Here is a 12,817-nt window from a genome sequence, read left to right as displayed (position 1 = left end):
TCCCCTCATTTAGAAAGTCATCACATGTAATCTTTACACTATTCAAATTTCTTATTTTATTTCCAACCTGTAGATCACTTCATCATCTGAATTGGTTCTGTTCTCACTAATGAAGGACATGCTCTTATACAAATTCTGTGCTATTTCGTTATCACGTTCAACCGTTAATGAAATAACCTTGCACAACGGATGCTGTTTTGTAATGTAATCTAGAATGGCTCTTATAGCGCGCTTTCCCATTCCTTTGCCTTGATAGGATTGATCGATTTGAAAACCACCAATCCAGTAATTATCTGTACTATCGGGAGTGTAACTCAGATAAAAGAAACCAAATACCTCCCCATCAATCTCAAGTACGTAAGGATCAAATGCTTCATCCCACGGTTTTATATAGGCGTAAGCGATCCCCTCAATAACAGATGGAACTAATGAGACTTGGTGTTCATACAAAGAGATCTTCAGCGCCTCTTCCCAATTCTCTCGTGTGACTGGTTGTATCTTTATATTCACCACTGTATCTCCTCTTTCGATAATCTTTGATTACCTCTAAGGTTCTTTTCACTCTCACTTACAACCACTTCCAAATGATGTTCAATCAACTGTATCGCTTGTTTTTTATTCTTCGTGATTGTTGCAGTCTTATGGTTTTTGTTAATTGTACATATAACTTCTTTTATATTATATTGATGGTTCCATTTCACAATCATCTTGCATAAGTTCTTGAATGACTGCTTGTAATTCCACGGTTGCAAACCCATTCTGGACAATACAAACCTTTTTATGATCCGATAATCTCTAATGAAAACATTTGGAGCTAATACAAAAATCAAATCCGCTTCCTGGATGGACTTTATTGTCCAATCTTTGCACTGTACTCCTTCTATGATCCAAGTTTCGGAACTGACAATAGATTGGAGGGTTTCATCCCTAACATGTTCAGGATATCTCAGATTTTCGGCACTTCTGTCCCAGATGAGATTGTCTAATTCATAAGAAGGAACACCGTATTGATCCGACAATTCTTGGGCTAATGTTGATTTCCCACTACCGCAAGATCCAATAATTCGGATTCTCATACATATTCTTTCTTCAAAATTGCATAGATGACATTATCAACAAATCGATTTTTCCAATAATAATGTTCTTTCAATATGCCTTCTTCACTGAACCCAATTTTCTCAAGTAACTTCCTTGATCCCGCGTTCTCTGGCTCGACAAATGCTTCAATTCTGTTTAATTCAAGATTCTTGAATCCATATTCAACGATTTTCTGAGTTACCTCGGTCATGTAACCCTGCCGCCAGAACTCTGGTGCTAACTCATATCCCAACACAGCTTTATGATGTTGTTTCATCCAACCATGAAATCCGCATGTTCCAATAATTCTGTTGTCCGATTTCAAAGCAATTCCCCAGCGGATCACCTGACCATTTTCGAATCGTTCTTTCCACCTTTGTATAAGTACTTCTGCTTGTTTTATAGTTGTGAAACTTTCTACATCGTAGAATCTTGTAACTTCATCTGAAGAAAAAATATGAAATATGTCTTGGGAATCACTCTGTTTAATCTCTCTTAACAGCAATCTTTTGGTTTCTAGTTCAGGAAATGGAGTCATATTCACTTCACCTCAATCGAGTATACTGCTACATTTTTCCCAATTATATCTACGTCCTTCTCGTGTTTCATACCATTCTTTTGCGCGACTTTCATAGAACCCACATTGCCATGTTGAATTAACGATATTAATCTTTTCTGCTTCAAGTGATCCATGCCATATTCTTTCCACGCTTTTGCTTGTTCATAACCATAACCCATTCCCCAGTATTGCTCTACAACCCAGTAACCAACTTCAAGCTCATCATTGCCTTCAATGATTTGAGGAATCAGTCCAGAGGTTCCAATTAACTTGTTATCCTCTTTGTTAAATGCGAGGAACAGCCCTTTATCGTCTTTATTCCAGTTGATGAACTTTTCCAGGCTTTGCATGGTTTCTTCCTTGGTCCAGGGTCCTCCATGTCTTATAAATTTCATCATATTTGGCTCACGAGTCATCTCAAAAAGTAAATCAAAATCATTTTTGGTATATTTCCGAAATATAAGTCGTTCTGTCTCCATCTTTCTCTCAACTCCTTCTTCATTCACTTCAAAATCGTTTGTTCGCGCTCTACTGTCGATGTGAAAAACGCTTGCCTAATCTCTTCTCGAAATACATCTTTATACCGATGTCTTCCAATCTGATCAAAACGGGCTTGAACTCGCATTACGTGTTCTGTATCTGATTTTATCTTTTTCTCAATCTCTTCGTATTGTTCAAAGGTATCGTATTCCCACATCGCAAAAATTTCGCTGGTTTCATCATCGATTGTTGTGTGCCATCTCCCAATAAGTCTTGATCCGTATTTCAACTGGGATGGCAGCAAAATATCATTAAACAGAGCATTAAACTCATCTACAAAAGAAGTCGCAATAATATAGGTTTTTCTCCTATATATCATCATGTGTACCTCCTTATGTGTAATAAAAGCAGTACACCTATCTCGTCACAATTCCCGATGTAATTTTCATGTTCGGAGCATAGGTTAACCAAGTTGATAATATCTACTAAATTTTTAATCTTCCATACACGTTGAACCAAAAACAAAAATTCAAGATAATCATCGTTATAGTAAAGCCACCGCATATTTCTCAGATATTCAATTTGGTCATCCCAATAGTAATCAGACAAGGCAATTCCCCTGCTTCATAAAGATGTAATCGTATTCATAAACATTCAAATATCATAGGGAAACGGACTAGAGCGTGTCTGAAAACTCAGGCAAGTAAACAGTGATGGGTGCCAGCTTACCGTCCGAAAATTGCTGAAGTTCAGAGTGACTGATGCTGGCGAATCGCCAGGCGATTTTCTAAGGAACACAGGACATCTTATTCGGCCTTCACGTCCTCTTTTAAAATTGTAAGGAACATGAGACATCTTATTTTCCAAAATCATCTGATAAAAACGCTACAAAAGGCTATTTTACCTGGTATAGCGTGTCTCAGGTTCCTTAGATTTCGGAGGGCGTTTCAAATTCCCGAATAAGACGTGTCAGGTTCGTTAGCGTTAACACCTAACTCATCGCTATTAATCCCATGCTCCTTTATCACCAGACCGATAGTTTTGTCCTAGCATCATTCTCATCCGTTAAATATGCGAGAGATTCAAATCCCTGTCTATTTATATGATTATATAATTCCTCGACTTTCTCTAAATCTTTACAATAAACCGTGACGTAGGTACTATCGATCACAAGAAGAACCATCTGACAGTCACTCTCCACATAATCTTCATAGGTGATAATATCTGTTATTTGTGAGCCTTTTGGAAATGCTTTTAAATTCGCAAATATTAAATAATACTCGTTGTCATCAATAATCTTCTGTAATTCTTCTCCATTCATACCCATAATCACATCCGGAAAAAGATCATCCCCTAACGTATCATCAACAACGAAATAGGACTCCTCCTCACCAATAAACCAATCGAAATTAGATACTTCCATTGGTTTTAAAATCTCCCCAAGAAAGCGACCATAGGCGTTTGGGATTTCAAAACGTATTCCTCTGTTCATCTGTTCACCCTCTTATCATTTTCATTTCGAAGCATAATAACAGTACAGTTATTTCAATCGATACTTCTCATTATTTATAATTCCACTTACTATTTCAGGTAATTGTTCTTCTGTAAAATAATTAGTATACAGCTTGTTATCTACTCTCAGATCGGGATGATTTTCAAACTCATCCAGCAGAATTATACTTCTTTCTTTCATTTGATATTCTTCTGCTCTTAGACGGTCTCTACGAATAATGGTTTGACGATCAACCATTAATACAACATAGATTATGCGAACATGATAGTCTGCCAATTCTGCCATTAATCCATCAATGTCTTCCGGAAGGGCCACATAGTCCAGAACAACATCGTATTTATAATCCAATAAGTTTTTCACTAGACTAGATATATTTTTCCAAGTTAAGTCGTTTGTATCCTTATCAAGCCAGGGTTTACCTCGCCCTTTGACCGGAAAGTGACTAACCGCATCTCCTGAAATATAAGCACTTTTATCTAAAGTCTGAACCAGCAGCTTGGAAGTTGTAGATTTCCCTACTCCAGGGGGGCCAGATATAATATATAGGTTTCTACTCATTCTCTATTCTCCTTACAATATCTTTTGGAAACTTCCGATATCCAGCTTTCTATCGAATTTATATCCAATCTCTTTAAAGAGAGCACATTGTTCATAACCATTTCTCTCAAATAATGATTTACTTCTTGTATTCTCCATGCAAATCGTCGCAATTAAGGTATGAAACCCTTGTTCTTTTGCAATCTTCTCAATAAAACGTAGTGCTTGTTTCCCTAAGCCTTTTCCCAAAATATCGGGCTTCAAATATATAGTGACTTCACCACAAATGTCATATGCCTGTTTACTCTTATACTGGGTTATCAGAACATAGCCCATCATTTGATTGTTTTCAAGAATTACATAAGTTTTATACCGTGTATCCTTGTTCATGACAGAGGATTTAATCTGATCAAGATCTAATTCCTCCGTATGAAACGAAATCGTTGTATTCATTACATAATAGTTATAAATCACTCTAATTTCAGGGAGGTGTTGTTCGGTTACCTCTTCAAAAGTCACTGTCGTCAATTAGGTTCCATCCTCTTCTGTTCATTTCTTCATCATATGTATGAAATACCGCGTCTAGATTTAATTCACCGTAAATATGAGGATATTCCCTGCCTTCATTATACAGATCTTCCCATATATCTTCTGACTTTATTTTAGAATCCCATTAATCAACGCGGCTTCCCACTCTTTTCTTAAGAGTACATGTACAATCATCATCCTAAAATCCTCCTTAATAAAAAAGGATAATTATTTGGATAGGACCTTCCTCAATATGAGTTCTATGATTTCACTAGTCTCCAGATGATCGGTAATAATGCGAGTTTGAAATTTTTCATCCTTGAAAGCTTCAACACACTTTGGTGCTTGTTGATACTGCCAGCCTCCATACTCATCTCCACGTTTAGCCAAACGATGATAAATCGTCTCTTCTGTAGCCGTAAGGCAAAAATGATGAATGTCCTGATCGATCTCTTTCAACCCGTTATAGATGTAATTAAAGTTTTCCTCTTTATAGATGGTCATGGGGATAATTAAGTGTCTGTTGTATTTCTGCTTTACTTCTTTAGCCGTCTTTACGGTTAGAATTTTCCATAAATCGATATCTTGAAAATCATCCGTACGTTCCCTTTCCTCTCTACAATTCTCTGGAAGAAGTTTTCTGAGCATATAACCTATTTCTTCAGGATCGTAGATCATGCTGTTGGCAATTAAGGGCTGAAGTGCTTCAGCTGCAGAAGTTTTTCCCGAACCAAACGCTCCGTTAATCATGATGATCATTTGATGATTTCACTCCCATTCAATGAAACTTTTCAATAGAAACCAGATTCTTCACATACAATTTCATCCATTATAAATGTTTTCCTTCCACTTTTGTGTTACAAAATGGAAAAAAACATAATGAAATCCCATTGGGTCAACCCAACGGGATTTCATTATAGTGCATTATTTTTCAATCAACCTAAGCTTGTTAATGTATTTCCAAGTAATCGATATATATATCCCATGTCCCATCATCGGCTGTTACAACCAACTCAATGACCTGATTTCCCGTCCCATGGCTGATATTATTCAGGGTATAAACCGCTGGAGCGCTTCCGCCAAAGTAAAAGGTTCCCTTCGTCTGTCCGCCAATCTTCAAATCAACTCTAGCCATGTTGGCATTGTTTGAAGCTCCACGAAGCGAGAAATTATGAGTGCTCGTTGCAAAATTCTGAGTGTATTTAACCAAATCATTGTTGGCATAAAGGACCACACCATTGAAAGGAGAACTGATATTGCCGGTGTATTGTCCACCTTTGGTCATGTTCTCAGCTTCCACTTTTGTTCCGTTACTCGGGGGATTGGTAGTGCTATTATCGGGCGCGACTGCCCGACCGGTAGTTGATGAGATCATACCTGAGCAAAGGCCACGATTCTTCAGATTTTGTGCAATCTGCGGAATGGCCTGAAGTGTCGTCTGGTACTGATCATGCATTAGTATGACGTCACCACTTTTCATCGTATTCACAGCTGCTACAATCTGGGCTGCGCTGGCACCATTCCAGTCTTGGGAATCTACGTTCCACAGTACTTCCTTCAGGCCGTTTTGGCTCACAACGGATTTCAAGGTCGCATTTGTCGCACCGTAAGGTGGTCTGAACAGTTTAGGTGAACTTCCGGTAATAGACTGGATCGTCTGTTGTGTCCGAGTAATCTCTGACGACATCTGAGAACTGTTCAATGTAGTCATGTTTGGATGTGTATAGGAATGATTGCCAATCCACATACCAGCTGCTACTTGTGCAGAAACCAGAGATTTATTATTTTGTGCATTTTGTCCAACATTGAACATCGTTGCCCGTAAGCCAGCCTGCTTCAACGCGTTAAGCATGTTTGTTGTATTTCCAGATGGGCCATCATCAAACGTCAGACCTACATAACCATTCGGACAACTTGCATCTGCAGCACGAGCATCAGGCACCCCCGGAATAGAAAACAAGGTACCGAAAAGTGCGAGAGATATTACCGCCTTTGCCAGCTTAACTTTGAACATAAAATTACCTCCTCATAATATATTCACAGCATACTACCTTCTACACTCCCTCTCTTTATCGAACTCTCACCCCTCGAAAAAAGCGCTTTCAAAAGTATGTAATCCGCTACGTCCTTTCTCATAGAGAAGAGCTTTTAGTTCAAGGTGAGTTCAGTATAAACGATAAGTTTATTTAAAGTAAATTGAATTTTATCCAAAATGTTCTATTTATTCACGAATTCTAGAATCGCCTGTTGTACATCTCCCGTTTAGCACTCTCCTGTGTAAAGATGTCCTCCGGGGGCACCATGCGCTTCGGGAGTGTACGCCCTGCAATAATTTCTTTTGTAGCCTGCATAAGCTGAGGACCAAGCAGCGGGTTACATTCCACCACAGCGTTGATTTTCCCACTCGCCAGAATTTCAAGTGCTTTGCGGGAGCCGTCCACCGAGACAATGATAATGTCCTCTCCCGGCTTCAGCCCAACTTCTTCTATCGCTTGTATGGCGCCAAAAGCCATTTCATCATTATGGGCAAAAAGAACCTGCGGCCGTTTGTCTTCCGGGACCTGAAGGAATTCTTTCATGACTTGTTTGCCATTGTCCTCCGTAAAATCGGCAGGAGCACTTTGTGAGAAAATGATATCTGCTCTGGTTTCGAAAATGCTTCTAAAGCCCTCGCCACGCTGGATAGAGGGTGTAGAACCACTCGTGCCTTGCAGTTCGGCAATCCGTATCAAATCCGGATGATTTCGCATCCGATCCTGAATATACTTCCCGGCCTTCACACCTTCCTCATAAAAGTCCGATCCAATCGTTGTCACAAAAAGTGAAGTGTCTTTGACATCAACTGACCGGTCTACGATGATAACAGGTATACCTGCATCCCTGGCCTCCTGAAGAATACCATCCCAGCCCGATTCCACGACCGGTGCAATGGCAATGACATCTACCTTTTGCCTGATGAACGACCGAACAGCCTCGAACTGTTTCGTCTGAGACTGTTCTGCATTTTTTATTACAAGGGAGATTCCCGATTCAGCCGCAGCATTGCGAATAGACGTGGAGTTTGCCAGACGCCAGGCACTCTCTCTGCCCAGTTGTGAAAAACCTAAGACAATCGGTTTCGTAGAGGTATCCCTTGCTACCGCTGATTCCATCCATTCCTCAACGGAGGGAAGAGTTTCTAAGTTGTTAGACGAGATGGGAGGAGGAACAGATTCAGACTCAGGGGTTGTGCAGCCGACAAGCAGCAGTAGAATGAACAAACACAACCAGTTCACATGTCTTCTCACTCACGCATCCCCCATCTCATTGTCATATCATTTAATTCGATCAACTTAATGCAGTGATTTCGAGGATACTCGCCGCCCGCTAAGAAGTCGTTGGAACAAAATAAAAACAAACAGCATCAGGCCAATCACAATCTTGGTCCACCATGAGCTGAGCGTACCTTCGAAGCTAATTATAGTTTGGATAGCCCCCTGGATCAATACACCAATAAAGGTTCCCGCCACATACCCTACACCACCTGTTAACAAGGTGCCTCCTATTACAACAGCCGCGATGGTATCGAGTTCAAGACCCATGGCGTGTAATCCATAACCTGATAACATATAGAAGGTAAAGACAACACCGGCAAGCGCGGAGCACAAACCGCTGAACGTGTACACCAGGATTTTGGTACGTGCAACCGGCAGTCCCATGAGCAGCGCGGATTGCTCGCTTCCGCCGATGGCGTAAACGTTGCGCCCAAACCGGGTGTAATGTGCCAGGTAGATCGCGAGCAGTACAATGACCAGTGCAATAATCACATTAATGGAGACAAAGCTGCCACCTGGCAGGGAAATTTTCGCCTGCGCAACCTGTGTGTAAAATGGATTCGTAATGGTAATGGTGTCGAGACTGATGACATAACACAACCCCCGCGCCAAAAACATGCCTGCCAGTGTCACGATGAAAGGCTGAATTTTAAAATAGTGGATGATCGCCCCCATGACTGTGCCAAACAACGCACCCATAACAAGCACCATAGGTATAACGATCGCAGGCGACCACCCTTGCTTCTCGACCAGACTTGCGCTAATGATGGTCGTCAGCGCAATGACAGAACCTACCGACAGGTCGATTCCTCCCGATACAATCACAAAAGTCATGCCAATCGCCGTGATAATCAGAAATGCGTTATCAATGAGAAGATTAAGCAGTACCTGTGTGGAAAAGAATCCCGTATACCGGAAAGAGCCTATGGCAAACATCACAGCCAGCAGACCGAAGGTGACAAAGACCGGGAGATACTTACGATTAAGAAACATGGCGGTTAACCCCCTGTTCGGCTGGAAACTTCCGTTTTTTCCAACGGATCACCATGGAATTGCGGAATGAATCGGATTGAATCAAACATACGGCCAGTACTACAAAGGCTTTGACAACCAACGTAACTTCTGGCGGGACTCCAATCATATAAATCGTCGTTGTTAAGGTTTGGATAATGAGTGCTCCAACGACGGTACCCATTAGATAGAAACGACCACCATTGAGCGAAGTACCCCCGATGACTACAGCAAGAATGGCATCAAGTTCATACCACAGACCTGCGTTATTGCCATCCGCACTGGATACATTCGAGCTGAGAATAAGCCCGGCAATGCCGGCACACAGACCACAGAAGACATATACCGTGAGAATAACTGTTTTTGAACGAATACCTGCCAGTTGGCTCGCGTTTGCGTTACTTCCGACCGATTCGATAAACAGTCCAAGTGCCGTTTTTCTCGTCAGCAATGAGGCAACAAGCAGCACAGTTAATACGATGAAGATGGAAAAAGGCAATGCTGCAAGCGAACCTGCCCCGATATAGGCATAGTTCGCGTTGGATACAGTAATAATCTGTCCACTCGTAATCAATTGCGCAATCCCACGTCCAGCTACCATCAGAATAAGCGTTGCAATAATGGGTTGGATTCGGGCAACCGAAACCAACGCCCCATTCCATATGCCCAAGATCAGTGAGAGACCTATAGATAATCCAAGTGCACCCAACATAAGCCAGAGCGAACTCTGATCCACTCCTCTGCTGATGCTCATACAAGCCACGGCACCGGAGATCGCTACAATGGAGCCCACGGACAAATCGATACCTCCGGTCGCAATCACCAGTGTCATGCCGATCGATACCAGAATTAAAGGCGCTCCAAAATTGAGAATATCAATCAAGCTGCCATACAGATTCCCTTCACGCATGACGAGGGAGAAGAAATCCGGAGAGTACAGCAAATTAAAGATTAAAAGTAAACCAAGCATACATAACGGCCAAAACAAATGATGTTTACGCATCTTGCCCGCCATCTCTTTAACCTCCTGCCATTGCTTTCATGATTTGCTGTTGATGGATCTGATCCCCGCTAAGTTCTTGCACTTTTTTGCGGTCCCGGATTACGGCAATCCGGTGGCTGACACGAATCACTTCTTCCAGCTCGGACGAAATGAACAGCACGGCCATGCCCTGCTTCGACAGAGAGAGCACCAACTTCTGTATCTCAGTCTTGGCACCGATATCAATTCCACGCGTAGGTTCATCGAGAATCAACAGATCGGGGTTTATCAGCAGCCACCGTGCAAGCAACACCTTTTGCTGATTACCGCCGCTCAGATTTTTAATTAAATGCTCCGGGTTTTTCGGATGGATATTTAACAGGTTGATGTACTTTTCGGCGATCTCATCCTGTTTCTTGCGTGAGATGGGTTTGGACCAGCCTCGTGTCGCTTGTAAAGCCAGAATAATGTTCTCCCGAATGGTCAAATCATCGATTATGCCTTCGGTTTTACGGTTCTCGGAGCAAAAAGCAATATTCTGATCAATTGCATGACGCGGAGACTTGACCGTACTTCCTGTATCTACAACGAGCAGCTTGCCTTCATCTGAACGATCTGCACCAAAGAAAAGGCGAGCAATCTCAGTACGACCAGACCCCAATAATCCAGCCAAGCCAACGACTTCTCCTTTGCGAATGTCCAGATCAAATGGCTCAATTGCTCCTTTACGTCCAAGTGCCTTAGCGGTAATTAACATTTCTCCCGACTCCGCCTGGGCAGCATCTGCTTCCTTCGGAAGCTCCTCAAGCACCTCAAGCTCCTTGCCGATCATCTTGAGCACCAGTTCCATGCGTGGAAGTTCTGCGGCTATGTACTCTCCTTCCAATTCCCCGTTACGGAGCACCGTTAGACGATCCGACATTTCGTATACCTGATCAAGAAAATGAGTAACAAAAAGAATTGCGAGACCTTCACTCTTTAATTTGTGCATAATACGAAACAGTTGCTGAACCTCGTTTTTGTCCAGACTGGATGTGGGTTCATCCAATATGAGCACTTTTGCCGAGATGCTGAGTGCTCTTGCAATTGCAATCAGTTGTTGCATCGCGACCGAGTAGGTCTGTAAAGGAGCCTTAACGTCTATGGACAGATGTAATCTGTCTCGCAGAATGTTCTCCGCATCTTTGTTCATTTGCTTCCAATTGATTTTGCCAAATCGCATCGGCTCCCGCCCGATGAAAATATTCTCAGCGACCGTTAAGTTCGGACAAAGATTGACCTCTTGATAAACGGTACTGATTCCCGCCTTTTGCGCTTCAAGCGGACCGGAGATCGAAAGATGCCGGTTATCCATGGTTACCGTTCCTTCATCAATGGAATAAACGCCAGTCAGAACTTTAATAAGCGTCGACTTCCCCGCTCCATTCTCACCCATCAAGGCATGAATCTCGCCCGGAAACAAGCGAAAGCTGACGCTGGATAGCGCTTTAACCCCGGGAAATTGTTTGGTGATGCCTGTCATTTGCAAAATGGGTGCTTGCTCGGCCATATAACCCTCTCCTTTGTTATGGAAAAAAGTCATTTAGCGACAGCCTGGTCGAAAAATGACTTTTCGGTGTTATACGAATCTGCTTTTAATATTCACGTGTTGGCAATGCTTCTTTGGCTTGCTCCGATGTGAAGGTCGTCTCATCCGTAACGATTCGGGGTTCGATGTCTTTCCCGTCCACTACCGATTGAACCGCTTCCATTAATTGAGGTCCTAACAAAGGATTACATTCAACGATAAAGTTGATTTTGCCATCAGCAGCAGCCTGCATACCATCCTTCACGGCATCCACAGAGATAATGGTAATATCTACGCCTGGTTTCAATCCTGCCGCTTCAATGGCCTGAATTGCCCCAAGTGCCATATCGTCATTATGTGCATAGAGAACATCTATTTTTTTATGTGCTTTGAGGAAAGCTTGCATGACTTCTTTGCCTTTGGCACGTGTAAAGTCACCCGATTGTGAAGCAATCACTTTAAGCTTCGAATTGGAAGCAATCAATTCCATAAAGCCCTCTTGACGGTCATTCGCTGGTGCGGAGCCTGTTGTACCCTGCAGCTCAACAATGTTGATTTCGTCTTGTGTGTCTTTGTATTGGTCACTAAGCCACTGACCTGCTTTGCGTCCTTCTTCTACAAAGTCGGAGCCAATAAAGGTTTTGTAGAGGGTTTTATCCGGCGAATCCACAGCACGGTCCGTCAAAATCACGGGAATTCCTGCATCCTTCGCTTCCTTCAATACGGTATCCCAACCGGATTCTACAACAGGGGAAAAAGCAATCACCGTCACCTTCTGTTGTATGAAGGATCGCAAAGCTTTAATTTGATTTTCCTGCTTCTGCTGCGCATCGGAGAATTTCAAATCATAACCTGCTTCTTTGGCTGAATCCTGAATCGACTTGGTATTCGCCGAACGCCAGCCACTCTCTGCACCAACCTGCGAAAAACCAAGCGTAATTGTTTTGGCGCTGGCAGGTGTACTGCCATTCCCACTCGTTGAAGTTTCATTATCGGAGCCTGCTCCTCCATTGGTACTGCTACATGCCGTGCTGACTAGCATCACCATAGCCAATGTTATGGCAAGTCCCCACTTTTTTTTGGTTCGCATGTTGTGATCCTCCCTTTTTTCGTTTCACCTTGTGGTGTGACCACATTATAGAACGCTTTCATTCCGAGCTTATATGGAGTCTCATACTTTATTTATGTAATAATTTAGTAATTTCAAAAAATGGAGTTTAAAAAGTGTAATTTCTTTGTTTAATTGTGT

16 protein-coding genes are annotated in these 12,817 nt (G+C 42.2%); all 16 read right to left on the bottom strand.

Annotation, left to right across the window (positions count from 1 at the left end):
* Positions 1 to 51 precede the first annotated feature (51 nt).
* Complete coding sequence (locus NST38_RS12445) at positions 52 to 510, bottom strand: GNAT family N-acetyltransferase (RefSeq protein ID WP_341343967.1); 459 nt, start codon at positions 508 to 510, stop codon at positions 52 to 54.
* A complete protein-coding gene (locus NST38_RS12440; RefSeq protein WP_076249720.1) occupies positions 507 to 1,076 on the bottom strand; it encodes a hypothetical protein in 570 nt (189 codons plus the stop codon). Before NST38_RS12440 ends, NST38_RS12445 begins: the two co-directional genes overlap by 4 nt.
* Positions 1,073 to 1,615: a GNAT family N-acetyltransferase gene (locus tag NST38_RS12435; RefSeq protein WP_076249721.1), complete on the bottom strand. Its 543-nt coding sequence runs from the start codon at positions 1,613 to 1,615 to the stop codon at positions 1,073 to 1,075. Before NST38_RS12435 ends, NST38_RS12440 begins: the two co-directional genes overlap by 4 nt.
* A 2-nt stretch (positions 1,616 to 1,617) precedes the next feature.
* The gene (locus tag NST38_RS12430; protein WP_076249722.1) at positions 1,618 to 2,115 is read right to left on the bottom strand and encodes a GNAT family N-acetyltransferase; all 498 of its coding nucleotides are present in this window, start codon (positions 2,113 to 2,115) and stop codon (positions 1,618 to 1,620) included.
* Positions 2,116 to 2,138: 23 nt separating this feature from the next.
* On the bottom strand, positions 2,139 to 2,495 hold the full coding sequence (locus NST38_RS12425) for an NIPSNAP family protein (RefSeq protein WP_076249723.1): 357 nt from the start codon (positions 2,493 to 2,495) through the stop codon (positions 2,139 to 2,141).
* A 645-nt stretch (positions 2,496 to 3,140) separates the two neighbouring features.
* The gene (locus NST38_RS12420; RefSeq protein WP_076249724.1) at positions 3,141 to 3,608 is read right to left on the bottom strand and encodes a DUF2691 family protein; all 468 of its coding nucleotides are present in this window, start codon (positions 3,606 to 3,608) and stop codon (positions 3,141 to 3,143) included.
* Positions 3,609 to 3,656: 48 nt separating this feature from the next.
* On the bottom strand, positions 3,657 to 4,187 hold the full coding sequence (locus NST38_RS12415; protein WP_076249725.1) for an AAA family ATPase: 531 nt from the start codon (positions 4,185 to 4,187) through the stop codon (positions 3,657 to 3,659).
* 12 nt (positions 4,188 to 4,199) lie between these two features.
* Complete coding sequence (locus tag NST38_RS12410) at positions 4,200 to 4,685, bottom strand: GNAT family N-acetyltransferase (protein ID WP_240768113.1); 486 nt, start codon at positions 4,683 to 4,685, stop codon at positions 4,200 to 4,202.
* Positions 4,675 to 4,827, bottom strand: a complete 153-nt coding sequence (locus NST38_RS12405) for a hypothetical protein (RefSeq protein WP_370511411.1) — start codon at positions 4,825 to 4,827, stop codon at positions 4,675 to 4,677. Before NST38_RS12405 ends, NST38_RS12410 begins: the two co-directional genes overlap by 11 nt.
* 95 nt (positions 4,828 to 4,922) lie before the next feature.
* Positions 4,923 to 5,453, bottom strand: a complete 531-nt coding sequence (locus NST38_RS12400; protein ID WP_076249727.1) for an AAA family ATPase — start codon at positions 5,451 to 5,453, stop codon at positions 4,923 to 4,925.
* 190 nt (positions 5,454 to 5,643) lie between these two features.
* Positions 5,644 to 6,708: a polysaccharide deacetylase family protein gene (locus NST38_RS12395; protein WP_036670498.1), complete on the bottom strand. Its 1,065-nt coding sequence runs from the start codon at positions 6,706 to 6,708 to the stop codon at positions 5,644 to 5,646.
* Between the two features lie 220 nt (positions 6,709 to 6,928).
* Positions 6,929 to 7,981 carry an ABC transporter substrate-binding protein gene (locus NST38_RS12390; protein WP_341343966.1) on the bottom strand — a complete coding sequence of 351 codons (1,053 nt, stop codon included), beginning with the start codon at positions 7,979 to 7,981 and terminating at the stop codon, positions 6,929 to 6,931.
* Between the two features lie 45 nt (positions 7,982 to 8,026).
* The gene (gene yjfF / locus NST38_RS12385) at positions 8,027 to 9,001 is read right to left on the bottom strand and encodes a galactofuranose ABC transporter, permease protein YjfF (RefSeq protein ID WP_017689006.1); all 975 of its coding nucleotides are present in this window, start codon (positions 8,999 to 9,001) and stop codon (positions 8,027 to 8,029) included.
* Positions 8,991 to 10,034, bottom strand: coding sequence for an ABC transporter permease (locus tag NST38_RS12380; protein ID WP_083684233.1), 1,044 nt, complete (start codon positions 10,032 to 10,034; stop codon positions 8,991 to 8,993). The genes yjfF and NST38_RS12380 overlap by 11 nt, the downstream gene beginning before the upstream one ends.
* 4 nt (positions 10,035 to 10,038) lie before the next feature.
* Complete coding sequence (locus tag NST38_RS12375; protein WP_076249729.1) at positions 10,039 to 11,550, bottom strand: sugar ABC transporter ATP-binding protein; 1,512 nt, start codon at positions 11,548 to 11,550, stop codon at positions 10,039 to 10,041.
* A gap of 85 nt (positions 11,551 to 11,635) precedes the next feature.
* Positions 11,636 to 12,658: an ABC transporter substrate-binding protein gene (locus NST38_RS12370; protein WP_017689009.1), complete on the bottom strand. Its 1,023-nt coding sequence runs from the start codon at positions 12,656 to 12,658 to the stop codon at positions 11,636 to 11,638.
* Positions 12,659 to 12,817: the final 159 nt, after the last annotated feature.

This window comes from Paenibacillus sp. FSL H8-0104 (assembly GCF_038050215.1).
Taxonomy (GTDB): domain Bacteria; phylum Bacillota; class Bacilli; order Paenibacillales; family Paenibacillaceae; genus Paenibacillus; species Paenibacillus amylolyticus.
Note: the sequence above shows the minus strand (reverse complement) of the source record. Positions and strands in the feature narration are given on the sequence as shown.